Below are 24,931 nucleotides of genomic sequence, written 5' to 3'. Positions count from 1 at the left end.
GGAGACCACGACCATGGAAACCCCTCCCCTCGTCGCACCCGACCCGCACGACCCCGCCCACCGCCTGGTCACCTTCACCCACCGGGACGACGAGTGCGACGGCGTCCTCGCGCTGCTGCACACCGTAACCGACAAGGACCGCCACGACGGCGACCTCACGCCGCACCTGATGGCACGCCGGGACGACGGGACGTGGTCGATCACCTACCGGCTGCGCGCCGACCACCGGGCCTCCTACCAGCTCCACCCGTTCCGCGGCGACGCCCCCGGCACGACCCGCTCCGACTGGCTGCGCGTCCTCGACCACGCCCGCCCCGACCCGTACGACACCGAACCCCGGCTGCCCGCCCGCGACGGCCGCCACCCCGCCTCGGTGCTCAGCCTGCCCGACGCGCCGCCACAGCCGTACGTCCGGCGGCGCGAGGGCGTGCCGCGCGGCCGCACCGTGCCGCACACCGTCGCCGGGCGGCGGGTGGACGTCCACCTGCCGGCGGAGCACGGGGACGGCCCCCACCCGGTCGTCGTGCTGCTCGACGGCGAGATGTGGGGCGAGGTGCTGTCCGTCGGCGACACGCTGGACAACCTGGCCGCCGCCGGCGCGATCCCGCCCACCGTGGCCCTGCTCGTCCACACCATGGGCCCCGAACGGCCCGCCGACCTCAGCTGCAACCCGGCCTTCGTCGACCTGCTCGCCGACCGCCTCCTCCCCTGGGCCGCAACGGAGTTCGGCGCGACCACCGACCCGGCCGGCACCGTGATCGCGGGCCAGAGCGCGGGCGGGCTCACCGCCGCCTACGCCGCCTACCGCCGGCCGGACCGCTTCGGCAACGCACTCTCCCAGTCCGGCTCCTTCTGGTGGCCGGACGAGACGGAGTTCGACGAGGGCAGCGAGTGGCTGACCCGGCAGTTCGCCACCGGGGAACGCCGCGCGGCCCGCTTCTACGTCGAGGTCGGGCTGCAGGAGTGGATGCTGCTCACCCAGAACCGACACCTGCGGGACGTGCTGCGGGCGCGCGGCTACGACCTCGCCTACCGCGAGTTCAACGGCGGTCACGACTACGCCTGTTGGCGCGGCGGACTCGCGGACGGGCTGGCACACCTGCTGGGGAACGGCACGCCGCCCGGGACGGCGACGTAGCACGGAGGGGGCCCGGTCGCCCGGCGGCCGGGCCCCGGCGTTCGGCGCCCGACGGATCCGTACGGTGGCGGGTGCCGTCAGTCCCGGTAGGGGACGAGCCGCGACAGGTCCAGCTCGAAGTCGAAGGGCTCCGGGATGCGCAGGCGCTCGCCGAACTCCCGCTCCGTCCTGGTGTGGTAGCGGTCTCGGTTCGGCTCGGAGAAGAGCGTCACGGTCTTCTGTCGCGGGTCCACGATCAGGTACAGCGGGAAGCCCATCCGCGGGTAGTCGCGGACCTTCCCGATCCAGTCGTTCTCGGGGTTGGAGGGCGAGACGATCTCGACCGCGATCAGCGCCAGTTCGGCCGGGATCTCACGCCCCAGCTCGATGACGTCCTCGGGCAGGTAGGTGAGGTCGGGGTTCCGGACGGAGCCGACCTCGGGCGAGGAGAGGTCGCTGTTCCCGGTCGGGAAGTAGCCGGGCGGGCAATGCGCTTCGAACTGACGCTGGACGATCGCCAGGTTCAGCTGGTGGATCGACGACGGTGACGCCTGCATGACGATGATGTCGCCGGACAGCTCGACCTTGTAGCCGTCCGGGAGCCTGCGGCGGGCCTCCTCCAGCAGGCGGTAGTGCTCAGGGTTCATGCGGACTCCTCCGGTGCTCCGACCACCGTACGGCAGCCGGGGCACCAGAGGCACCGTGCCCGCGCCGGTGTCAGCCCTCTGGGGGCGGGCCCGGGGCCTCGGCCGGGAGGCGCGCGGCGAGGACGGCTCCGGCGGCGACCAGCAGGGCCGTCAGGAGGAGGGCGAGCCGGTAGGGCGCGGTGGCGGAGTCGGCGGGGAGGGCGCCGATGAGGGCGGCGGCGGCGCCGATGCCGAGGGCGCCGCCGAGGGTGCGGAGGATGGTGAACAGGCCCATCGCCCGGCCCATCGCGGGCGGCGGGACGTCGGCGAAGCCGGCGATCTGGACGGTGAGGACGGCGGTGCCGAGGATCAGGCCGACGCCGAACATCAGGGCCCGGACCAGCCACGGGTCCTCCGCGAAGCCGAGTGCGGCGAGCACCGCCGCGGCCAGCAGCAGCCCGGGCAGGGCGAGCCGGCGCGGCCCGAGGCGGGGCAGCAGGCGGTCCACCACCTGGGAGGCGGCCATCAGGCCGATCGCCTCGGGGAAGACGCTGAGCCCGGCGTCGAGGGCGGAGGCGCCGAGGGCCGCCTGGTAGAGCAGCGGCAGGGCGAACAGCGCGCCCATCAGCCCGGCCGAGGTGAGCAGGGCCAGTGAGCTCGCCGCCCCGAAGGTCCGGTCGGCGAGCAGCCGCAGGTCCACCAGCGGTTCTTCCGTGCGGAGTTGGTGCCGCACGGCAACGCCGAGCAGGACCATGCCCGTCACCCCGCTGAGGGCGACGCCCGGGGAGGACCAGCCGTGCGCCGGGCCGAAGCCGAGGGCGTAGGTGAGCAGGCCGAGGCCGGGGGTGGCGAGCAGGAAACCGGTGGTGTCGAAGCGTCCGGCCGGGGGTTCCTCGGCTGCCCGCAGGCCGAGCAGGCCGATCGCGACGGCCGCGGCCCCGATCGGCACGTTGACCAGGAACAGCCAGTGCCAGGAGAGGTGTTCGGTGAGGAAGCCGCCGAGCGGCGGCCCGAGGGCGGGCATCAGCGCGGTCGGGACGATCAGGATCCGGCCGAGGCCGGCCCGTTCGTGCGGGGCGAAGGCCCGGAACAGCAGGGTCATCCCGACCGGGGTGAGCAGACCACCGGCCACGCCCTGGACCGCCCGTGCGGCGGCCAGCGGGCCGAGCCCGGGGGCCGCGGCGCACAGCGCGGAGGCGAGGGTGAAGGCGGCGAGCGCGCCGAGGAAGACCCGCTTCACGCCGTACCGGTCGCCGAGCCAGCCGGCCACCGGCAGGCCGAGGGCGAGGCCGACCAGGAACGCGGTCTCGACGGCGTTGGCCGCCGAGACCGGGCGGCCGAAGTCCTCGGCGATGCTGAACAGCGCGGGGTTGACGATGGTCGAGTCCAGGCCGTTCATGCACATCGCGGCCGTGTAGACGACGACCACCGCGGCGCGCCCCCTGAGCAGGGGACGCGCCGGGCCCCGGGCACCGGGTGCCCCGGGTACTGCCTCGGCGGCGGCGTCGGCGGCGGCCCCGGGAGCGGCGTCGGGCGCGGCCCCGCGAGCGGCGTCGGGAGGGGTCACAGGGCGGTCCAGTGCGCGGTGATCCACTCCAGGGCGGCGGCCCGCTCGCACGGGCCGTGGGCGACGCTCCAACCCGCCGGGACGGCGGCGAAGGCGGGCCAGAGGGAGTGCTGCCCCTCGGGGTTGACGAGCGCCAGGAACTCGCCTTCGGCGTCGAAGGGGTTGACGGGGGCGTCACTCATCGGAGGTCTTCTCCAGGTGGTCGGCGATCACGCTCGCGATGTGCGCGATCGGGGCGGGCAGGGTCATGTCCTTGTGGGAGCAGGCCACGTCGGTGTCGGCGATCCGGCCGGTCACGTACGGGGCCCACAGCTCGGGCACCAGGGCGTCGTCGATGGTGTCGACGGTGGCACGGAAGAACAGCACGTCGCCGACGTAGCGCCGGTGGTCGTAGCCGCGCACCAGGTGGTTGGTGTTGAGGTAGATCCGGTTGAGCGCGGCCACGGTGGCGTCGTCGAGACCGGCGAGCGGGCTGCCCTCGCGGCGCAACAGCTCGGTGACGGCGTCGAGTTCGAGCGGCCGGCCGTCGAGGTCCGCGGGGCCGAAGCCGCAGATGGTGAGCAGCGCTTCGAGGGCCTCGGCCTGGTCGGGCACGGGCAGCTCGCGGAAGCCCTCGGCCGGGTAGGCGTCCAGGATGGCCAGCAACTCGACGTCCTGGCCGAGTTCCTGGAGCCGGACCGCCACGGCGTGCGCGATGATCCCGCCGGTGGACCAGCCGAGCAGTCGGTACGGTCCTTCCGGCTGGACCTCGCGCAGCCGGTCGACGTAGTGCGCGGCGAGCTCCTCCATCGTGCCGGGCAGCGGTTCGGCCGCGGTGGCGGCACCGACGCCCTGGGCCTGGAGGCCGTAGATCGGGACGTCGCCGGGCAGGTGGCGGATCAGGCCGGTGTAGCACCAGCTGAGGCCGCCGGCCGGGTGGACGGCGAAGAGCGGGCGCTGCCGTTCGGGGGCAGCAGGTCGCAGCGGGAGCAGGACGTCCAGCGCGTCGGTCGACTCGGCGCCGGCCGCGAGCGAGGCGTCGAGGGCGGCCGGCGTGGGGGCCTGGAAGAGCGTGCCGATGCCGACCTCCAGCCCGAGCACCTCGCGGATCCGCCCGGCGAGGCGCACCACCAGCAGGGAGTGCCCGCCCAGGGCGAAGAAGTCGTCCTCGACGCCGACCGCGGCCACGCCCAGCACCTCGGCGAACAGTTCGCACAGCTGCTGCTCGCGCAGGGTGCGCGGGGGCCGGCCGGCGCCCGCGGACGGCGCCTCGGGGGCGGGCAGGGCGCGGCGGTCGAGCTTGCCGTTGGCGGTCAGCGGCAGGCGGTCGAGCAGGACGACGGCGGACGGCACCATGTGGACGGGCAGTTCGGCGGCGGCGTGGGCACGCAGCTCCTCCGGCTGCGGAGCGCCGTCCGCCTCGCCGCCGGCCACCGCGTAGGCGACCAGCCGCTTGTCCCCCGGCGTGTCCTCGCGGACCACGACGGCGGCGTCGGCGACGGCCGGGTGGGCGGCCAGCACCGCCTCGATCTCGCCGAGTTCGATCCGGAAGCCGCGCAGCTTGACCTGCTGGTCGGCGCGACCGAAGTACTCCAGGACGCCGTCGGCACGGCGGCGGGCGAGGTCCCCGGAGCGGTACATCCGGGTGCCGTGCTCGCCGAAGAGCTCGGCGTACGGGTCGGCGACGAAGCGGGTGGCGGTGAGCTCGGGGCGGCCGAGGTAGCCGCGGGCGAGGCCCGCCCCGGCGACGTACATCTCGCCGGTGACGCCGGGCGGGACGGGCTGCAGGTGCCCGTCGAGGACGTAGACGCGCAGGTCGGGGATGTTGACGCCGATGGTGCTGCTGCTTCCGGCGGCGGCGCTCGCCCGGTCGAGGGCGATGTGGGACACGTGCACGGTGGTCTCGGTGATGCCGTACATGTTGACCAGCGTCGGCGTGTCCTCGGCGTGCCGGGAGTACCAGTCGTCCAGGCGGGCGAGCTCCAGGGCCTCACCGCCGAACACCACGTAGCGCAGGGCGAGTTCGCTGCCGTGGCGGTCCCGGTCGGCGGCGCTCAGCTGGTAGAACGCGGACGGCGTCTGGTTGAGCACGGTGACGCGTTCGCGGGCGAGCAGGTCGAGGAAGGCGGCCGGGTCGCGGCTGACCAGGTGCGGGACGACGACCAGCCGGCCGCCGTGCAGCAGGGCGCCCCACAGCTCCCAGACGGAGAAGTCGAAGGCGTAGGAGTGGAACAGCGTCCAGACGTCCTCGGAGCCGAAGCCGAACCAGTGGTCGGTGGCACCGAACAGCCGGACGACGTTGTGGTGGGTGACGGGCACGCCCTTGGGACGGCCGGTGGAACCGGAGGTGTAGATGACGTACGCGGTGTCGTCGGCGCGCAGCGGGCGGGTGCGCTCGTGCCGGCCCAGCGGGACGGCGGGGTACCGCTCGGCCTCCGGTCCGTCGACGAGGATCTGCGGTACCTCGTGGGCGGGCAGCCGGGGCGCGGTGGCGCGGTCGGTGAGCAGGGCGGCGGGGGTGGCGTCGGCCAGCATGTAGGCGAGCCGGTCGGCCGGGTAGTCGGGGTCGAGCGGCAGGTAGGCGGCACCGGACTTGGTCACCGCCAGCAGGGCGACGACGAGTTCGACCGAGCGCGGCAGGGCGAGGGCGACGATGGTGCCGGGGCCGATGCCCTGGGCCGCCAGCAGGCGGGCCAACCGGTCGGCGCGGGCGCCGAGTTCGGTGTAGTCGAGCCGGTGCCCCTGGTAACTCACGGCGATGGCCTTCGGGTTGGCCTCGGCCGCCGCTTCGAACAGCTCGGGCAGGGTGGCGCCCGGAGCGGCGCCGGCCCGGCCCGCCGGTGCCGGCGCGGTGTTCCACTCCACCAGGGCGCGCAGCCGCTCCTCCCCGCTGATCAGCGGGAGCCCGCCGATCGGGGTGTCGGGCGTGGTGGCGGCGGCGGTGAGCAGCCGGGCCAGGCGCTCCCCGAGCGCGGCCACGGTGGCGGCGTCGAAGAGGTCGGTGCGGTACTCCAGGAAGCCGCCGATGCCGCCACCGGGCAGTTCGCCGGCGTTGAGGGTGAGGTCGAACTTGGCGGTGCCGCTGGGCACGGCGGCGATCTCGGCGGTGAGGCCGCCGCCCAGGTCGATGGGCTCGTCGGGGCGGCTCTGCCAGGCGAGCATCACCTGGAACAGCGGGTGGCGGGCGAGTGAGCGCGCCGGGTTGAGCTCCTCGACCAGGCGGTCGAAGGGCAGGTCGGCGTGCTCGTGGGCGTCGAGGTCGGCGGCGCGCACGCGCGCCAGCAGCTCGCGGAAGGTCGGGTCGCCCGACGTCGGGGTGCGCAGCACCACGGAGTTGACGAAGTAGCCGACCAGGTCCGCGGTTCCGTCGTCCTCGCGGCCGGCCACCGGGGTGCCGATGGGGATGTCGGTGCCGCAGCCGTGCCGGGTGAGCAGGGCGGCGAGCCCGGCCTGGACGGCCATGAAGACCGTGCTGTCGGCGGCCCGGGCGAGGGCGGCGAGGGCGGCGTGTGCCTCGGCGCCGAGGGCGAAGGGCACGGTGGCGCCGCGATGGTCGGCGACGGCCGGGCGGGGGCGGTCGGTGGGCAGCTCCAGCTGGTCGGGCAGCCCGGCGAGCGCGGTACGCCAGTACTCCGCCTGCCGGACGGCGAGCGGGCTGGGCGCGTCGGCGGTGCCGAGGCGCTGCCGCTGCCAGACCGCGTGGTCGGCGAACTGGACGGCGAGAGGCGGCAGTTCGGGCTCCTCTCCGGCGAGCCGGGCGGCGTAGGCGGCGGCGAGGTCGCGGATCAGCGGGGTGGTGGAGGCGCCGTCGCCGGCGATGTGGTGGAGCAGCAGGAGGAGGGTGTGCTCGGTCGGCCCGGCGGAGAACAGCGTGGCCCGCAGCGGCGGTTCGGCGGCCAGGTCGAAGGCGTACCGGACGGCGTCGGCCAAGTCCCCGGAACCGTCGTGCAGTTCGAGGGGCGCGGCGGGCAGGATCCGCTGGTACGGCGTGCTGTCCGGCTCCTCGCCGTAGACGGTGCGCAGGACCTCGTGCCGGGCGACGAGGTCGCCGAGGGCGCGGGTGAGCGCGGGTCGGTCGAGCGGGCCGGTGAGGGTGAGCACGAGCGGGATGTTGTAGGTGGGGCTGGGGCCTTCGAGCCGGTGCAGGAACCAGAGTCCGCGCTGGGCGGGCGAGAGCGGCATCCGCTCGGTGCGCGGGACGGGCACGAGGGCGGGGCCGGGGCCGAGGGCGGGGCCCGGTCGGGGGGCGCCGCGGCGGCCGGCCCGGTCGAGGGCGGCCCCGTCGGAGGCGGCCCCGTCGGAGGCGGCCTCGTCCTGGGCGGTTCGCTCGTCGAGCAGGGCGGCCAGCCCGGCCGGGGTCGGGTGGCGGAACACGTCGGCGAATCCGACCGGCGTGGCGAAGGTCTCGCGCAGCCGGGCGGCGAGTCGACCGGCGAGCAGCGAGTGGCCGCCGAGGTCGAAGAAGGAGGCCTCCCGGCCGGGTGCCCGTGGCAGGTCGAGGACATCGGCGAACAGACCGCAGACCAGCCCCTCCTGCGGTGTGGCCGCGGCGGTGCCCTCGGTCTCCGCAGCCGGCTCGGGCAGGGCCCGGTGGTCGAGCTTGTCGTGGGCGGTGCGCGGCAGTTCGTCCAGCAGCAGCACGGCCGACGGGACCATGTGCGCGGGCAGCCGGGCGGCCAGCGCGGCACGCAGTCCGGCCGGGTCGGGGGCGCCGCCGGCGGCGGGGACGGCGTAGCCGAGCAGGCGCGTGCCCTGCGGGCCGGGGCGGGCGATCACCACCGCCTGGGCGACGCCGGGCAGTTCGGCGAGGACCGCGGCGATCTCGCCCGGCTCGACGCGGAAGCCGCGGATCTTCACCTGGTCGTCGGCGCGGCCGAGGAACTCCAGGGTGCCTCCCCCGGCCTCCGGCCGGGGGGACCCCCATGAGCGGCGGCGGGCGAGGTCGCCGGTGCGGTACATCCGGCTGCCGGGCGGGCCGAAGGGGTCGGCGAGGAAGCGTTCGGCGGTGAGGTCGGGGCGGCCGAGGTAGCCGCGCGCCAAGCAGGCGCCGGCGACGTACAGTTCGCCGGTGACACCGTCGGGCACGGGGCGCAGCGAGCCGTCCAGGACGTAGGCGCGGGAGCCGCGCACCACCCGGCCGACCGGGGCGCCGTCCGGGCCCGGGGTCCAGGCGTAGGCGTCGACGGTGGTCTCGGTCGGGCCGTAGAGGTCGACGGGGTGCAGGCCGGGGACGGCGGTCAGGCGCTGCCAGAGGGCCGGCGGGGTGGCCTCGCCGCCGACCACCAGGACGGACGGGCGGTGCCGGTCCTCGTCCAGGATCCCTTCGGCGATGAGGACTTCGAGGTAGGAGGGGGTGAGGTCGAGGTAGTCGATGCGCTCGCGGTCGAGGTGGGCGGCGAGGGCGGCCGGGTCGCGGTAGGTGGCCTCGTCCAGCACGTGGAGCTCGTGGCCGTGGACCATCCAGAGCACCGGGTCCCAGGAGGCGTCGAAGGCGAACGAGGCGCTGTGGGCGACGCGCAGGCGCTCGCGGCCGGTGCGGCGCAGCGCGGGGGCGATGTGGTCCTCGCCGAGGCCGGCGTGCAGGTTGGCCAGTGAGGCGTGGGTGACCACCACGCCCTTGGGGCGGCCGGTGGAGCCCGAGGTGTGCAGCACGTAGGCCGGGTCGGCCGGTCGGGGTGCCGGCGGGGCGTCGTCCGGCTCGCCGTCCGCCTCCCCCGGCCGGACCGCGGGCAGGTCGGCGGGCAGGTCGAGCCCGGCGAGGGCCTCGGCGGTGCCGACCGCGCAGACCGGACGGGCGTCGGCCAGCACGGCGGCGAGCCGCTGCCGCGGGTGGGCGAGGTCGAGGGACACGCAGGCGCCGCCGGCCTTGAGGACGGCGAGCATCGCGACGAGCGTGTCGGCGCCGCGCGGCAGGGCGATCGCGACCGGCGCGCCGCCCCGTACGCCGAGGGCGGCCAGGCGGTGGGCCAGCCGGTTGGCGGCGGTGTCGAGCTGCCGGTACGTCAGGGCGACCGCGCCGCTGCGGACGGCGACGGCCTCCGGGGTGCGGGCGGCGCGGGCGGCGAACAGCTCGGGCACCGTCGACTCGGCCGCGGGTTCGGTCCGGCCCGCGGTGGCCCGGCCCAGGGCGTCCGCGTCGAGCAGGTCGATCCGGGCGATCGGGGTCTGCGGGGCGGTGAGCAGCAGGTCGGCGAGGGCGTCGAGGTAGCGCAGCAGGCCGTCGCGGTGGGCGGCGACGGAGGCGGCGCCGTGGCGGGCCGGGTCGGCGTCGATGACCAGGCGCAGCGCGCCGTCCGGGCTGGGCGAGACGTTCAGGGCGAGGTCGTCCACGGGGCCGGCGGCGAGGTTGCGGACGGTGCCGGGCAGACCGGCCAGGTCGAGGTCGCCCTCGAAGGCCTTGATGTTGACCATCGGGCCGAACAGGGCGCGGCCGTCGGCGGTGCGGCCGAGGTCGCGGCGCAGGTCCTCCAGCGGGTAGCGCTGGTGGCGGCGGACGGCGCGCAGTTCGCGGACCACCTGGCGCAGCAGGGCCTCGGCGCTGTCGGCGGGGCGGACGGCGAGGCGCAGCGGCAGCACGTTGGCGGTGGCGACGGGGGTGCGCAGGGCGGCCGGGCCGCGGCGGTTGGCGAGCGGCAGGCCGAGGACGACGTCGCGGCTGCCGGAGAGGCGGTGCAGGTAGCCGGCGGTGGCGGCGAGCAGCAGCTCGGCCCAGGTGGCGCGGACGGCGCCGGCGGCGCGCTCCAGGCGGTCCCGGGTGCCGGCGGGGAGGTCGGCGGTGTGGCGCAGCGGGGCCGGGCGGGGGTCACGGGCGGGGGTGCCGGCGAGGGTGCTGGGGAGGATGTTGGGGAGGGTCGGCGGGGTGTCGGCGTCGGCCATCCGGGCGGTCCAGTAGGCGCGGTCGGCCCGGTAGTCCTCGCCGGCGCGGTAGGCGGCCTCCTCGGCGGCGGCCTCGGAGAGGCGCGCGAACGGGCTCGGGGCGGGCTCGGCACCGGCAGGCTCGGCACCGGCACCGGCGGCGGCGGCGGTGGCGGCGCGGTACAGCTCGGCGATCCGGTCGCCGAGGAGGGTCAACGCGTAGGCGTCGACGGCGAGGTGGTGGATCCGCCGGTACCAGAGGCGCCGGTCGTCGGCGAGACGGATGAGCGCGTGGGTGAACAGGGGGCCCTCGGCGAGGTCGACGGGGCGGGCGAGGTCGGCGCGCATCCAGACCTCGGCGGCCCCGTCGGGGGCGGCGGCGGCGCGCAGGTCGAGCCGGTGCAGCGGCCAGTGGCGGCCGGGCTGCAGGCGCTGACGGGGCGTGCCGTCGGGGCCGGTGGCGACGACGGCGCTCAGTGCCTCCGCCTCCTCCACCGCCTGCCGCAGGGCCCGTTCGAACCGGTCCTCGTCCAACGGCCCAACGATCTCGACGGCGTCGCCCGTGTTGTAGACCGGGCTGGCGGGGTCGAGTTCCTGGGCGTACCAGATGGCGGCCTGGGCGGCGAGCAGCGGGACGTCGGCGGCCAGGATCTCGACGGTCCCCGTGTCGACGGTGGCTCCGGGCTGGGTGTCGCCGGTCTGGGTGTCGCCAGGGTGGGTCTCGGCGGCGGGCATGGTTCGGAAAGCTCCTCGGGATCCGGAACGCCTTACTTAGGTTAGCCTAATCTAACTTCATATGATCTGGTCAACGGCCCGGGACCATCCGGGCCCTGACACCCCGGAGGCGCCACCCATGCTCCTGTCCGCACCCCCGCCCGGAAGCGCGACCACGCCGCCCCCCGACGCGACCAAGCAGGCCGTCCGCGAGCGCGTGCACGCACACCGGGAGGAGCTGCTCGCCCTCAGCCGACGCATCCACGCCCACCCCGAGACCGCCTTCGAGGAGCACCGCGCCGCCGCCTGGTGCGCCGAACTGCTGCGCGGCCACGGCTTCACCGTCACCGCGCCCGCGCACGGCCTGGCCACCGCGTTCAGCGCGACCCTCGGCAGCGGACCGGTCACCGTCGCCCTGGTCTGCGAGTACGACGCGCTGCCCGGTCTCGGGCACGCCTGCGGCCACAATCTGATCGCCGCCGCGGGCCTGGGCGCGGCCATCGGGCTCGCCCCGTACGCCGACCGGCTCGGGCTCACCGTACGGGTGATCGGCGCGCCCGCCGAGGAGCGCGGGGCCGGCAAGGCGCTGCTCCTGGAGGCCGGGGCCTTCGCCGGAGCTGACGCGGCGATGATGGTGCACCCCTGCCCGGTCGAGGTCGCCGACTTCCGGTCCTTCGCGCTCGGCACCCTGTCCGTCCGCTACACCGGGCGCGCGGCCCACCCCAGCCTCAACCCGCACGACGGCCGCAACGCCGCCGACGCGCTCACCGTCGCCCAGGTCGCGATCGGGCTGCTGCGCCAGCAACTCCCGCCGCACTGGCGGGTGCACGGCATCACCACGGCGGCCGGCACGGCGCCGAACCTGATCCCGGACAGCGCGAGCGCCGAGTACGAGATCCGGGCCTCGGCGGCCGAGGACCTCGCGGAGCTGCGCTCCCGGGTCGAGGACTGCTTCCGCGCCGGAGCGGTGGCCACCGGGTGTGAGGTGGAGCTGTCCCGTCCCGAGCCGGACTACCTGGACATGCGGTCCGACCCGGGACTGCTGGCTCTGTGGCGGGCCAACGCGGCGGCCCTCGGCCGGCCGGAGCCGGTCGAGAGCGGGCCGTTCGCCTGTACGGACATGGGGAACGTGTCGCACGTGGTGCCCTCGATCCATCCGGTCCTGGACATCACCGGCGGTGCCTGCGCCCCGCACGAGGCGGCGTTCGCGGAGGCGGCGCTGGGCGAAGAGGCGGAGCGTGCGGTGCTGGACGGCGCGGTCGCCATGGCCTGGACGGCGGCGGACCTGGCGGCCTCGGCTGCGAGCTCGACTGCGGCGAGGGCGCACACATGACGGTCGACAACTTTCAGCGAACAGATTTCATCATCTGTTCGCTGAAAGTTGTCATCTGAAACCCGTCCGCCGTCACGCGCCCAGCAGGGCGGCCGGTGCCACCCGCACCGCCGTCACACCCAGCTCCCGGACCACCGCCCCGACGTCCCCGTCCCGCTGCGGGTCGGCGAGCACCACGGCCGCTCCCGTCCGCAGCGGCCAGAGGAACTCCCAGAGCGGCAGCCCCAGCTGCAGCACCCGGTCGCCCGGGCCCAGCGGGTGCTCCGCCTGCAGCTCGCGCACCCGGCGGTCCGCCTCGGCATGGGTGAACCGGACGGCCGTCGGGCGCCCGCCCGGGCCGTACCCGACGCACAGCAGGTGCTGCGGGGTGAGCGCCCGCGGCGGGTCGACGGCCGGTGCGCCGTCCACCTCCAGCCCGGCGAGCGCTCCCGGCACCCCCTCCCCCAGGACGCACACCGGCGCGTTCTCCGCGAGCAGCCGCTCCCGCCGCCCGGGCGCGTCCGCCGGGTCCAGCGGCAGGTACGCCGCGCCCGACTTCACCACCGCCAGCAGCGCCGTCAGCAGCTCGGCCGGGTGGCGGAACGGCGCCAAGCCCACCACCGTGCCGGGTCGGGCCCCACGGGCGGCCAGAGCGCGCGCCAGCCGGTTGGCGGAGGCGTTCAACTCCCCGTACGTGACGGTCCGCCCGCCCGCGAGCACCAGCGCCGGCGCGTGTGGCGTCCGGGCCGCCTGCGCCTCCACCGGCCCGACCAGGGTGGTTGCCGGATAGGTCACCGTACGGCGGGGCAGGGACGGCACCGGGGTCGGCGCCTCCTCCCGCACCGCCCCCCGGACGGCCTCCCGCTCCGGCTCCCGGACGACCATTCCCGCCGGCTCCTGAACCGGCTCCCGGACGACCATTCCCGCCGGCTCCTGAACCGGCCCCCGGACGGCCTCCCGCACGGCCCCCGGGGCCGCCTCCCGCACGACCGCCTCCATCAGACCGCGCCCAGCAGCTCGGCCCAGGCCTCGACCGCCGGCCGCTCCGCGAGCCGGACGAACGCCACCTCGGCGCCCTCCGCCCGCCAGCGCTCGGCGAGCGTCATCAGCCGGATGGAGTCCAGCCCCCAGTCCACCAGGTCCTCGTCCAGCGGGATGTCCGCCGGGTCCTCGCCGAGCACGTCGGCGACCTCGGCCCGGATCCGCTCCACCGTGAAGCCCATGCCCGTCACTTCCCCGCCACCTCGTCCGTCCCGTCCACAGCGTCCGTCCTGTCCACCACGAGCGTCCCGTCCAGCGCGTCCGCCCCGTCCAGCGCGACCGGCCCGCCCGTGCCACCGTCGAGCATCGCGAGCACGGCCGCCGTCGTGGTGACCACCCCGCAGCGCCCGGCCACCCAGGCCAGCGCGGCGCGGTGCTCCGCCGGGCCGAAGTCGGCGACCGCGTCGGCCACCACGAAGGCCTGCACGTCCCGCATCCAGGCGTCGCAGGCGGTGGCCTGCACGCCGATGTGCGCGTACACCCCGGTGATCACCAACTGGTCCCGGCCGTGTTCGTGCAGCAGCCGCTCCAACTCGGTGCGCACGAACGCGCTGTACTTCCACTTGGTCAGCACGGTGTCGCCCGGCGCCGGCGCGACGGCGTCGGCGATCGCGGTGGCCCGCGGGTCGTCCGGGATGCCCGGCCCCCAGAAGTCCTGCTGCAGGCCGCGCTCGGCCGGGCTCTGTCCGCCCGGCTGGGCCGAGTAGACGACCGGCACACCGGCGGCGCCGGCCGCCTTGGCCAAGTCCGCTACACCGTGCAGGAGTTCGGGAACAGGAGCGGCCGCGGTGTCGAAGGCGTCGAGGAAGTGGTTCTGCAGATCGTGGACCAGCAGGACGGCGCGTGCCGGGTCCACCGTCCAGGCGACCCCGTTTGCGGGCAGCTCCTCGGCGGCGGGCATGGGATAGGAGGGAATGCGGGGCAGGCCCACGATGGTCGTTCCTTAGCAGTCGGGGGGGGAATCAACGGGCGGCGGTCAGGGAGGCCGCGATGGCGGCGCGCAGGTCCTTCTTGCTGACTTTCCCGATGCCGGTGGCCGGGAAGGCCTCGACGAACTCGACCCGGTCCGGCACCTTGTAGTCGGCCAGTCCGCGCTGTCGCACGAACCTCTTCAACTCGACGCCCTTCGGGGGCTGTTCGCGGTGCTCGGCGCGGAGCACCACGTACGCGCAGGTGCGCTCGCCCAGGTAGGGGTCGGGCATCGAGACCACCGCGGCGTCGTGCACTGCGGGGTGCGCGAGCAGGTGGTTCTCGATCTCCTCGGCGGCGACCTTCTCGCCGCCCCGGTTGATCTGGTCCTTGGCCCGTCCCTCGACCACCAGGTGGCCGGTCGGGGTCCGCCGGACCAGGTCGCCGGTGCGGTAGAAGCCGTCCGCCGTGAAGGAGGCGGCGTTGTGCTCGGGCGCGTTCCAGTAGCCGCGGATGGTGTACGGGCCGCGGGTGAGCAGGTGCCCGGTGGCGCCGTCGGGCAGGTCGCGGTCCTGGTCGTCGACGATCCGGACCTCGTCGTCCGGGGAGATCGGACGGCCCTGAGTGGTGGTGATCAGCTCCTCCGGGTCGTCCAGCCGGGTGTAGTTGACCAGCCCCTCGGCCATCCCGAACACCTGCTGGAGCGTGCAGCCCAGCACCGGCCGCACCCTGCCGGCGGCCTCCGTGCTGAACTTGGCGCCGCCGACCAGCAGTACCTCCAGGCTCTCGTACCCCCGGGCGCCGCGCTCGGCGGCGTCCAGCCAGAGCAGGGCGAGCGGCGGCACCAGGCCGGTGACGGTCGCACCCTCGCGTTCGATCAGCGGGAAGGCCGTCTCCGGACTCGGCTGCGGGCAGAGCACCACCCGGCCACCCGCATACAGCGCGCCGAGCGAACCCGGCGAGCTGAGCGGGAAGTTGTGGGCGGCGGGCAGGACGCACAGGTACACGCTGTCCGCGTCCAGCGCGCACAGCTCGACCGATCCGCGCAGCGAGTAGATGTAGTCGTCGTGGGTGCGCGGGATCAGCTTCGGCACGCCGGTGCTGCCGCCGGAGAGCTGCAGGAAGGCGACGTCACCCGGCCGGGGTTCGTCCGAAGGGCCGGGACCGTCGCCTGGCACGTCGGACAGCCGGACGTGCTCGCCCGCGTCCTCCCCGGCCACCAGCACCAGCCGCAGCGCGGGGTTCTCCGCCCTTACCCGGGAGGCGAGTTCGCGGTAGTCGAAGCCGCCGTCGACGGCGGCCACTACGTACGCCGCCGCCCCGGTGAAGGAGCAGAAGTACCCGATCTCGGTGTACCGGTGCGCGGGCAGCGCGAAGACCGGCAGCGCGCCGATCCGGAACAGCGCGAAGACGACCTCGAAGAACTCGGCGGCGTTGGGCAGTTGGACCACCACGCGGTCCCCGGCCCGGATGCCCCGGGCGAGCAGCCCGGCGGCCATCCGGTCGGCCCGGCGGTCGAGTTCGGCGTACGTCCAGCGGCGCTCCTCCCCGGCCGCGCCGTGTCCGCCCGGGTCGACGACGGCGATCCGCTCGCCGTGCGCGGCGGCCCGTTCGCGCAGCATCCGCCCGAACGTCTCGCCGCGCCAGTACCCGGCGGCCCGGTAGCGCTCGGCGAACTCGGCGGGGTACGGGGTGAACCCGTCCGCCGGCGTCACCGGGACACCCCCGCGGCGTCCAGGAAGGTCCGGAACTTGGCGCTGGTCTCGGCGAGTTCGGCCTCCGGGAGGGAGCGGTCGACCACCCCCGCACCGGCGTACACCCGCAGTGTCCGTTCGTCCGCCTCCGCGCACCGGATGGTGACCACCCACTCGCCGTCGCCCGTCGCGTCCTCCCAGCCGACCATGCCGGTGTACAGCCCGCGGTCGAAGGGCTCGACCTCGCCGATGACGCGGCGCGCGACGTCGGTCGGCGTGCCGCAGACGGCCGGGGTCGGGTGCAGCGCGCAGGCGAGCTCCAGGGCCGATACCGCAGGGTCGGCGAGTTCGCCGCGGATCGTGGTGGCCAGGTGCCACATCGCGGCCGTCCGCACCAGGGTGGGCCGTTCGGGCACCTCCAGGGTGCGGCAGTACGGCGCCAGCGCCTCGCGGATGGCGTCCACCACCACGGCGTGCTCGTGCAGGTCCTTCGGTGACTCCAGCAGGGCGGCGGCGCGCCTCACGTCCTCGCCGAGGTCCTCGCTGCGCGGGACCGAGCCGGCCAGCGGGTTGGCCAGCACGGCCGTTCCCCGGCGGGAGAGCAGGAGTTCGGGGCTGGCACCGATCAGGGTCCGGCCGCCGCCGGCCGGGACGGCGAAGGTGTAGCCGCCCGGGTCGCGCCGGGCCAGCCGCTGCAGGATGGCCGGCAGGTCGAGCGGCTCGGCGGCGCTGAGCTCCAGCGTCCGGGCGAGCACCACCTTGCTCAACTCGCCGCCGCGCAGCCGCTCGACGGCCGCCGCGACGCCGGCGCCGTACGCCTCCGGCTCGGGCACCGGGCGGATCCGCCAGTCCACCCGCTCGGCCGGCGGCGCGGGCAGCGCGATCAAAGGGTCCTCACCCAGCGCACCGGCGGTCCGGACCCGCTCGGGCACGGCGAGTTCGACCCTGCCGTCCCGGTCGAAAGCCACGGCGCCGACCACCAAAGGCCGTTCGCCCCCCGTGCGGCCGGCCTCGGCCAGCGTCTCGGCGACCCGCAGGGGCAGCGGCCGCCCGTCCTGCGGCACCCGGGCCCGCACGCCGGAGGTCAGCAGGGTGCGGGTCGGCGAGGCGAAGAACGCGTCGTCGAAGGCGGCCCGGTACTGGCCGAGCAGTCCGCTGGCCGCGCCGATGACGGCGTGGTCGGGGCCGCCGGCGAGGGGGGCCGCCGGGGCGTGGTGCACCGTGGTCACGGTGGAATCTCCAGTCTGGGACGGGTCTGCGGGGGGGTGATCGCAGCTCTACGGGAAGTCGGCGGATCCCGGGGGCCGGCTTGTCATTCGGGGACCGGCATGTCTTCGGGGCCGCGGAGCTCGGCGCGCCGGCGGAACCGTGGGCGCCGACCGAAGTCGGGGCCGACAGGACTCGGGGCCCACGGAACCTCGGGGGCCGACAGGGCTTGGGACGCGGGCGGAACCGCGCGGAGACAGCGGTTCGACGGGGCCGGCGGTCAGGCGCGCAGGGTCGCGCCGCCGTCGACGTACAGGTCGTGCATGGTGATGTGCCGCGCCCGGTCGGAGGCCAGGAACACCACGGCTTCCGCGACATCGGCGGGCGCGGCGATCCGGCCGAGCGGGATGCCGACCCGCCAGGCGGCCAGGTCGCCCTCGATCACCCGCTGTTCGGCCGCCGCGGCGTCCTCGCCCCACAGCGCGCGCTGCATCTCGGTGTCGGTCGACCCGGGTGACACGACGTTGCACCGCACCCCGGAGCGGGCGAGCTCCAGCCCCAGGCAGCGGGTGAACATGGTGGCCGCGGCCTTGGACGCCGCGTAGGCGGCCATCCCGGCCCGCGGCACGCCGGCGGCGTTGGAGCCGACGGTCACGACGGCTCCGCGCCCTCGGCCGGCCATGCGCCGAGCGACGGCGCGACCGGCGTGGAAGACGCCGGTGGTGTTGACGGCGAAGGTGTCCGCCCAGTCGGCGTCGGTGAGTTCGACGACAGGTGCGGTACGCAGAATGCCCGCGACGTTCACGAGCGTGGCGATCGGGCCGAGTTGACGTTCGATCAGTTCGACGGCGTCGTCGACGGCTTGGGCATCGGACACGTCCAGCACGTACGGTCTGACGGCCGGGAGCTCCGCCACCAGCGCGTCGAGCGGACCGGCACGGCGGTCCACCGCCGCGACGACGGCTCCTTCGGCCACCAGCGCCCGCACCACGGCCGCGCCGATGCCCTGCCCGGCTCCGGTGACCATCGCGACGGTACCGGCGAATTCGGACTGCTGCTGCACAGGACATCCCCTCCGACCAGCAAGATTAGGCAAGCCTAACCTAACACAGTTGTTCGCCTACGCCGAGAGCCTGTGCGACCGTCAATTCGAATGCCGACGCCCGAGGTGCACGCCAAGACGAGACGGTTCGTCCTGCTGGATCCTCGCGCCACCCCGCGAACCCGAACCACCGCACGGGACCGCCGCGGCTACCAGCGGTCGCCCGCACCACCCTCGCCATCGGCACCACCGGCACCACCGGCACCATCGGCACCACCGGCACCACCCGCGCCGCCGGCCCGCAGGACCGCGTCCGTGTACAGCTCGCCGGTCACATCCGCGTCGCCCACGCCGAGTTCGCCCAGGACCGCCCGCACGGCGGCCAGCGCCGGGGCCAGTTCGTCCACCCGGGCGGCGGCCGTCTCGACCTCCAGGAACACCCCGGCCAGCTGCGGCACCCGGACCAGCGTCGCCAGGAACCGGCGGCCGTCGCGCTCCAGCGCGTAGTTCCGGCAGTGCTTCTCGAAGGCGAGCCGCGGGAGGTACCCGAGGCCGCGGAGGATCGCGTGCGCCGCCCCGGCGTCCGCCACCGCGGTCTCGTGCTCCGGCTTCGAGCCGGACGCGTCGTCGACCCGCGCACCCTTGTGGGTGAGCAGCGCACGTCGACCACCGTCCGCGGACTCGATCTCACGGATGCGCAGCTCGCGGTCGGTGGCGAGGAGGCTGCCGTCGGGGACGTCGTAGTAGGTGTCCCGGTACACCTCGGCCCGACCGGGGCCGTACAGGCCCTCCAAGCGGCGCAGCAGCACACCGGGTTGGCGCACCAGCGCCTTCAGCTCCGCCTCGATCACCGCTCCGCCCCGATCATCGTGCCGCCCCGATCACCGCTCCGCCGCGATCACGGTGCGTCCTGACCTCACGGCGAGGCCGAGGGCTCCGCCGACGCCTTCGGTGCGGGGGAGAGTCCCGCGCAGCCGCGCAGGCCGTCGCGGCGCTTGAGGGCGGTGGCTGCGGCGGCGCCGGTGACCGGCTCGGGGATGCCCTTGTCGTCGATGGTGGCCGGGGCGAAGGCCTCGCCGGTGACCTTGCCGTCGGCGGTGAGCGTGAGGGTGGTGACGCCGGTCTCGTTGGAGTTCGGGTAGTCGGAGGTGCCGTACCAGAGGAAGTTGCCGAAGCCGTACCCGACGTAGGTGTTGCCGAGCATGCCCGAGCCGACCATGGTGTGCGCGTGGGTGCCGACCACCGCGGTGGCGCCGGCGGTGGCGAGCTTCTTGGCGATGGTGGTCTGCGCGGCGGTCGGGCAGGCCTTGCCCTCCTCGCCCCAGTGCAGGTAGACGAGGACGACCGGGGCCTGCTGCTTCGCCTCCTCCACCGCCTTGACCAGCGCCGGGACGTCCAGGGCGGAGGCTATGCCCGGCTTGTTCGCGCCGGCCCGCCACTTCTGGTTGGTGAGGTCCTCGACCTGGCTGGCGGCGACCACGGCGACCTTCACCCCGCGCACGGTGGTGACGTACGGGGCGTACGCCTCCTTGGCGTTGCGGCCGACGCCGACCACCGGGATCGGCGAGGAGTCCTTGGCGGCGAGGGTGTCGGCCAGGCCGTCGGCGCCGAAGTCCACGGCGTGGTTGTTGGCCATCGACACCACGTCGACGCCCGAGTCCTTGAGCACCGACAGCGCCTTGGGCTCGGTGCGGAAGGTGTAGAGCTTGGGCTCCGGGGCGCCGCGCCCGGTGATCGCGGTCTCCAGGTTGAGGACGGAGAGGTCGGCGTCGGCGAGGTTGCGGGAGATCGGGCCGAGCGCCGGCTCGGGCGGGTGGACGGCCAGCCGGGCCTCGGTGCGCCCCTCGAAGTGGACGTCCCCGGCGAAGGCGACGGTGATGGTGCCGTCCGGCCGGGGCGCGGCGCTCTTGCTCGGGGCCGCGGCGGCGGTCGGGGCGCCCGTGGTCGGGGACGCGGCCGTGGGAGCCGGGGCGGCGCCCGCCGGGGCGGGGTCGGGGTCGTCCGGACCACAGGCGGCGACGGCGGTGAGTCCGACGAGCAGCGCGACGGCGGCCGCGGCACGGCGCATGAGTGGTTCCCCCCGAGGACGGTGCAAGAGCGGTCAGCCTACGCCACCGAATCACCACCACTTGAGCCCGCAGCCGCAACTTTCCGGCCACAAGAGGGCGCCGACGGACCCACCCCTGGCCCGCCCGTCCCAATCACCCCACCCGTCCCGGCCACCGTGTCCCTGGTGCGGCGGCGGGGAGGGCGCGCAGCGTGGTGGTAAGGGGAACCGGTCCCGCGCGGGAGGTCCGGAGGTGTGACGTGATGGACAGCAACGTGAGCGGCGCGGCGCACGGCGACACGGGCGACACCCTGCGCAGCGACACGGGCGGCGGCACGAGCGGCGCCACGCCCGGCGACACGAGCGGCGCCACGCCCGGCGACACGAGCGGCGGCACGCCCGGCGACACAGGCGGGGCCACGGCCACCGGGCCGGTCGGCACCCCGGTCGGCAGCCGCCCCTCCCCCGCCCGGCAGCGCCTGATCGTGGTCGGCATCGACGGCTCCGCACCGTCGAAGGCCGCCCTGCGCTGGGCGGTCGGTCAGGCCGCGCTGACCGGGGCGACGGTGCACGCGGTGGCGGCCTGGGAGTACCCGTCGCTGTACGGCTGGTTCGCGCCCATGGTGGACGACGGCTTCGAGCGCACCGCCGGTCGGGCGCTGAGCGCCGAGATCAGCGAGATCCTCGGCCCGGAGCGCTCCGTGGAGGTCCGGGAGAGCCTGGTGCTCGGCCACGCGGCCGAGGTGCTGCTGGAGGCGGCCGAGGACGCCGACCTGCTGGTGCTGGGCAGCCGCGGCCGGGGCACCTTCGCCCGGACGCTGCTCGGCTCGGTGAGCACCCGCTGTGCGGTGCACGGCAGTTGCCCGGTGGTGATCGTCCGTTCGGACGGCACGGCCACCGTGCCGTCGGGGGCGGCGGCAGCGGCAGAGGCGGCGGCGACGACAGCAGTGGCAGCGGAGTCGGCGGCGAGCGGTGGTGGGGGCGGCGGGCGGGCCGTCCGCACCAAGGACTGGCAGCTGAGCCTGCACGTGGTCGAGGACCGGGACACCACCCGGGTGCACGCCGTCCTGGACGCCGACGGCAACGTCCTGCACAGCGACGCCCGTTCGCGCCGCAACCCGCGCGACACCCCGGCCCCGCAGGTCGGCGACGAGTTCGCGGTCGGCCGCGCCCTGGTGGACCTCGGCCACCAGCTGCTGCGCGCGGGTGTCCACGGCGCCACCGGCCCCGCGGAGGAGTGACCGGCACCCGGCTGGAGCGCGCCGCGGCCGCGCCCGGCGCAGGAGTGCGCACCGCCCGTCCGGTACGCCATGCTGAACCGCGACACCCGACCGGAACACCGGACGACCGGAAGAGCCGTACCCCGCCCATGGACACCACCCCCGACCGACGGCCCACCCCTGGCCCTGACGCGGACCCGGCCCCCGGCCCTGCCTCCACGTCCGCCTCCACGTCCGCCTCCGCGTCCGCCTCCGCTCCGGGCAGCCCGGCCGCGTCCCCCGATCCCACGCCCGACTCCGCCGACCGCACGCCCGGCTCCGACGCCACACCCGACACACCCGGCCTCTCCCCCGACTTCACCCCCGCCGAGCGCGCCCGGGGCCGCGCGCTGCGCCGCGCCCAGCTGCCGTGGGCGCTGGGCGGCCGGCTGGCGGGCCTGGCGCTGACCCTGCTGCTCGGCCTCACCCCGGCCGGCGCCGCGCTGGTCACCGCCGTGGGCGACTGGTTCGGCGGTTCCCGGACGGCCACCGTCCTGGCCGGCGCGGCGGCCCTGGTGGTCCTCGGCCGACTGCTGCAGCTGCCCTTCGACGCCCGGGTGCGGTCGGTCCGGGCCCGGTACGGGCTGGTGACCCAGGGGTGGGCCGGCTGGGCACTGGACGCCCTGCGCGGACTGCTCCTCACCCTCGTCCTCTTCCTCCCGCTCGCCCTCGGGCTGTTCGCGCTGACCGCACGGTCGCCGCAGCGCTGGTGGCTGCCGGCGGCGGGCGCGGCGGCGCTGCTGACCGTCGCCCTCTCCTTCCTCCACCCGCTGCTGATCGAGCCGGTGTTCAACCGCTTCGCCCCGATGCCGCCGGGCGAGCTGCGCACCGCGCTGCTGGCGCTGGCCGAGCGGGACGGCGTCCGGGTGCGGGACGTCCTGGTGGCGGACGCCTCCCGCCGGACCAGCGCGCTCAACGCGTACGTCTCCGGGTTCGGCGCCACCCGCCGGATCGTCGCGTACGACACGCTGCTGAGCACCGCGGAGCCGAGCGAGGTGGAGCTGGTGGTCGCGCACGAGCTGGGCCACGTCAAGCACCGGGACGTGCCGCTCGGCACGGCGCTGGGCGCGGTCGGGGCGGCCGTCGCGGTGGCCGTCATCGGCCTGTCGGCCGACTGGCAACCGCTGCTGGACGCGGCCGGCGCGACCGATGCGGCGGACCCCCGGGCGCTGCCGCTGCTGGCGGCGCTCGCGGCGCTGCTGGGTGCGCTGTCGGGCCCGGTGCAGTGCGCGGTGAGCCGCCGGATCGAGGCCCGGGCCGACCGGCACGCGCTCGAACTGACCGGCGATGCCGAGCAGTTCGTGGCGATGCAGCGCAGACTGGCACTGGCGAACGTCTCCGATGTCGACCCGCCCAGGCTGCTTGCACTACTGTTCGCCACTCACCCGAGTGCGACCCGAAGGATCGCCGCCGCCCGCGCCTGGCAGGCCGCGCGAGGACGGCCGGCGTCGGAGCGTCGCGCCACCCCGGGCGAATCCGTTGTATAGTGCAACAAATATCAAGGAGGTAGGAACGCCGTGCCCGGCCGCGAGTCGTCCATCGACACCATCCAGCGCGAGCTGACCGCGTTCGCCCGCCGCGCCCGGCACAAGGCCTCCCAGCTGCACCCCGACCTCTCCCTGGTCACGTACAGCATCCTCGACCTGATCACCGAGCGAGGCGGCTGCCGCGCCGCCGACGTGGCCGCGCACTTCATGCTCGACAAGTCCACCGTCAGCCGTCAGGTCACCGCCCTGGAGAAGCTCGGCCTGCTGGCCCGCGAGGCCGACCCGGATGACCAGCGCGGCCAGATCCTGCGCGCCACCGAGGCCGGGCTGACCCTGCTGCGGGACGCCAACGAGCAGCGCCGGCTGGCCTTCACCACCCGCTTCACCGACTGGTCCGACGAGGACATCGCCCGGTTCGCCGCGTACCTGGCCCGCTACGGCGAAGAGGGCTGACGGAACACAGCCGACGGACGGAGCCGCCGGACGCGGCCCGACGGACACGGCCGACCGACGCGGCCCGAGGACGGAGCCCGACGGACGCCGACCGGCTGCGCGCCGGGGGCGGCCGACGACGGAACGCTCCCGGCGGTCGACGGTGGCGGACCGACGGCCGTCTCGGGGTGCGCCCCGCCGCCCCCACGGTGTACAGAGGAGAGGTGCCCCTCCGGCAGCGTCCCGATGCGCCGTTCCCGCCGCACGCGCCGCATCCCCCCGACCGCCGCCGCACCTGGCGGCCCGACCCCCGGGTGCTGACGGCGCTGACGCTCGCGCTGATCGCGCTGATCACCGTCGTCGACATCCTCGCCCCGCCGGACATCCACCTCGGCCCGCTGCTGATCGTCGCCCCCGCCCTGACCGCCTCGTTCGCCGGCCCCCGGGCCACCGCCGCGGTCGCCCTGATCGCCTTCGCCGCGCTGACCGCCATCGGCTCCCTCCGGGACAGCCTGACCAGCGCCAACATCGAGACCCAGCTCAGCGCGCAGGCCGTCGTCTCCGCACTGATCATCGGCCTGCGGGTGCTGCGCGAGCGGCACGAGCGGGAGCTGGCCCGCGTCCGGTCCGTCTCGGAGGCCGCCCAGCGGGTGCTGCTGCGCCCGCTGCCGGACCGGATCGGCCCGCTGCACCTGGCCTCCGTCTACCTGGCCGCCGAGGCCGAGGCACAGGTCGGCGGCGACCTGTACGCGGCCTCCCGGACCGCCACCGGTACCCGGCTGCTGGTCGGGGACGTCCGCGGCAAGGGCCTGTCATCGCTCGGCGACGCGGCCCTGCTGCTCGGCGCCTTCCGCGCCGCCGCCCACCTGCACGCCGAGCTGCCCGACCTGGCGGCCTACCTGGACGGCAGCGTCAGCTGGGACCTCGCCCAGCTCGCCGAGCAGTCCCGGCAGGCCCGCCGGACGCCGCAGGATCGGCGCTCCCTGCCCCGGGCGTCGTCCCGCGGCGCCGACGAGGAGCCCCACGAGTCGGGCGAGGCCAGCGAGTCCTTCATCACCGCCGTCCTGCTCGACATCCCCGACGACGGCTCACCCGTCCGCCTGATCGACTGCGGCCACCCGCCCCCGCTGCTGCTGCGCCCCGAGGGCATCACCACCCTCGCCGCCCGTCAGCCGTCGCCGCCCCTGGGCCTCGGCGACCTCGCCCCGGTGCGGTACGAGGTGGAGACCTTCCCGTTCCGCCCGGGCGACCGGCTGCTGATCTACACCGACGGCGTGATCGAGGCCCGCGACGCCCAGCGGCGCTTCTACCCGCTCACCGAGCGGGTCACCGCCTGGCGCGCCGACCGCCCCACCGTCCTCCTCCACCGCCTCCGCCGCGACCTGCTCGCCCACGTCGGCGGCCGGCTGGACGACGACGCGGCCATGGTCGTGGTCGAACGGCTCCCGGACGACGACGGACCGCAGCACGGCAGCCGCTCCACCGCCCACCTCGGCGCCCCGGCCGGCCTCGGCACTCCGGCCGGGCTCGGGAGTGCGGCCGGGGCGGGGGCCGCCGCAGGGCTCGGGTCGACCGCAGGGCTCGGCCCGGCGGCCACCGGGTCGGGGCCCACCGACTCGGGGGCGGCCGGGGCGGGGTCCGCCG

16 protein-coding genes and 2 pseudogenes are annotated in these 24,931 nt (G+C 75.6%); 6 read left to right on the top strand and 12 right to left on the bottom strand.

The window, feature by feature from the left end; translation table 11 throughout:
- Window positions 1-13 precede the first annotated feature (13 nt).
- Window positions 14-1,138, top strand: a complete 1,125-nt coding sequence (gene fes, locus ACZ7KX_RS04520) for an enterochelin esterase (RefSeq protein ID WP_470325262.1) — start codon at window positions 14-16, stop codon at window positions 1,136-1,138.
- 77 nt (window positions 1,139-1,215) lie between these two features.
- Here the strand turns inward: fes and ACZ7KX_RS04515 are convergent, their stop codons facing one another.
- The 4 genes from ACZ7KX_RS04515 to ACZ7KX_RS04500 form a co-directional block, all read right to left on the bottom strand.
- On the bottom strand, window positions 1,216-1,764 hold the full coding sequence (locus tag ACZ7KX_RS04515) for a Uma2 family endonuclease (protein ID WP_470325261.1): 549 nt from the start codon (window positions 1,762-1,764) through the stop codon (window positions 1,216-1,218).
- Window positions 1,765-1,834: 70 nt separating this feature from the next.
- Entirely contained in the window at window positions 1,835-3,172 is a 1,338-nt protein-coding gene (locus tag ACZ7KX_RS04510; RefSeq protein WP_470325260.1) for a DHA2 family efflux MFS transporter permease subunit, read from the bottom strand.
- Window positions 3,173-3,306: 134 nt separating this feature from the next.
- A complete protein-coding gene (locus ACZ7KX_RS04505) occupies window positions 3,307-3,492 on the bottom strand; it encodes an MbtH family protein (protein ID WP_396547451.1) in 186 nt (61 codons plus the stop codon).
- Window positions 3,485-10,879 (bottom strand): amino acid adenylation domain-containing protein, encoded by a 7,395-nt coding sequence (locus tag ACZ7KX_RS04500; protein WP_470325259.1) that lies wholly within the window; start codon window positions 10,877-10,879, stop codon window positions 3,485-3,487. The genes ACZ7KX_RS04505 and ACZ7KX_RS04500 overlap by 8 nt, the downstream gene beginning before the upstream one ends.
- Window positions 10,880-10,997: 118 nt before the next feature.
- Here ACZ7KX_RS04500 and ACZ7KX_RS04495 point away from each other — a divergent pair, with 118 nt between their 5' ends.
- The gene (locus tag ACZ7KX_RS04495) at window positions 10,998-12,191 is read left to right on the top strand and encodes an amidohydrolase (RefSeq protein WP_470325258.1); all 1,194 of its coding nucleotides are present in this window, start codon (window positions 10,998-11,000) and stop codon (window positions 12,189-12,191) included.
- Between the two features lie 72 nt (window positions 12,192-12,263).
- On the opposite strand, the gene ACZ7KX_RS04490 is transcribed toward ACZ7KX_RS04495, so the two are convergent.
- The 8 genes and pseudogenes from ACZ7KX_RS04490 to ACZ7KX_RS04455 all read right to left on the bottom strand — a co-directional run bounded on the left by ACZ7KX_RS04490 (window position 12,264) and on the right by ACZ7KX_RS04455 (window position 20,130).
- Window positions 12,264-13,055, bottom strand: coding sequence for an AMP-binding protein (locus ACZ7KX_RS04490; protein ID WP_470325257.1), 792 nt, complete (start codon window positions 13,053-13,055; stop codon window positions 12,264-12,266).
- A gap of 113 nt (window positions 13,056-13,168) precedes the next feature.
- Window positions 13,169-13,393, bottom strand: a complete 225-nt coding sequence (locus ACZ7KX_RS04485; RefSeq protein ID WP_396547519.1) for a phosphopantetheine-binding protein — start codon at window positions 13,391-13,393, stop codon at window positions 13,169-13,171.
- A gap of 131 nt (window positions 13,394-13,524) precedes the next feature.
- Window positions 13,525-14,142: pseudogene (locus ACZ7KX_RS04480) on the bottom strand (isochorismatase family protein); the annotation flags it as partial.
- A 31-nt stretch (window positions 14,143-14,173) separates the two neighbouring features.
- Window positions 14,174-15,835, bottom strand: coding sequence for a (2,3-dihydroxybenzoyl)adenylate synthase (locus tag ACZ7KX_RS04475; RefSeq protein WP_470325256.1), 1,662 nt, complete (start codon window positions 15,833-15,835; stop codon window positions 14,174-14,176).
- Complete coding sequence (gene dhbC, locus ACZ7KX_RS04470) at window positions 15,832-17,043, bottom strand: isochorismate synthase DhbC (RefSeq protein WP_470325255.1); 1,212 nt, start codon at window positions 17,041-17,043, stop codon at window positions 15,832-15,834. Before dhbC ends, ACZ7KX_RS04475 begins: the two co-directional genes overlap by 4 nt.
- A gap of 257 nt (window positions 17,044-17,300) precedes the next feature.
- Window positions 17,301-18,047: a 2,3-dihydro-2,3-dihydroxybenzoate dehydrogenase gene (locus ACZ7KX_RS04465; protein ID WP_470325555.1), complete on the bottom strand. Its 747-nt coding sequence runs from the start codon at window positions 18,045-18,047 to the stop codon at window positions 17,301-17,303.
- Window positions 18,048-18,271: 224 nt separating this feature from the next.
- The gene (locus ACZ7KX_RS04460) at window positions 18,272-18,913 is read right to left on the bottom strand and encodes a class IV adenylate cyclase (RefSeq protein WP_470325254.1); all 642 of its coding nucleotides are present in this window, start codon (window positions 18,911-18,913) and stop codon (window positions 18,272-18,274) included.
- A 65-nt stretch (window positions 18,914-18,978) separates the two neighbouring features.
- Window positions 18,979-20,130, bottom strand: a complete 1,152-nt coding sequence (locus ACZ7KX_RS04455; RefSeq protein WP_470325253.1) for a CapA family protein — start codon at window positions 20,128-20,130, stop codon at window positions 18,979-18,981.
- 242 nt (window positions 20,131-20,372) lie between these two features.
- Between ACZ7KX_RS04455 and ACZ7KX_RS04450 the strand changes: the two genes are divergently transcribed.
- The 4 genes and pseudogenes from ACZ7KX_RS04450 to ACZ7KX_RS04435 form a co-directional block, all read left to right on the top strand.
- The gene (locus tag ACZ7KX_RS04450; RefSeq protein WP_470325252.1) at window positions 20,373-21,350 is read left to right on the top strand and encodes a universal stress protein; all 978 of its coding nucleotides are present in this window, start codon (window positions 20,373-20,375) and stop codon (window positions 21,348-21,350) included.
- Window positions 21,351-21,478: 128 nt separating this feature from the next.
- Entirely contained in the window at window positions 21,479-22,855 is a 1,377-nt protein-coding gene (locus ACZ7KX_RS04445; protein WP_470325251.1) for a M48 family metalloprotease, read from the top strand.
- 30 nt (window positions 22,856-22,885) lie between these two features.
- Window positions 22,886-23,308: a MarR family winged helix-turn-helix transcriptional regulator gene (locus tag ACZ7KX_RS04440; protein WP_350630433.1), complete on the top strand. Its 423-nt coding sequence runs from the start codon at window positions 22,886-22,888 to the stop codon at window positions 23,306-23,308.
- Between the two features lie 293 nt (window positions 23,309-23,601).
- Window positions 23,602-24,729, top strand: a pseudogene (locus tag ACZ7KX_RS04435) (PP2C family protein-serine/threonine phosphatase); the annotation flags it as partial.
- Window positions 24,730-24,931: the final 202 nt, after the last annotated feature.

The organism is Kitasatospora sp. NPDC038210, from assembly GCF_055600605.1.
Note: the sequence above shows the minus strand (reverse complement) of the source record. Positions and strands in the feature narration are given on the sequence as shown.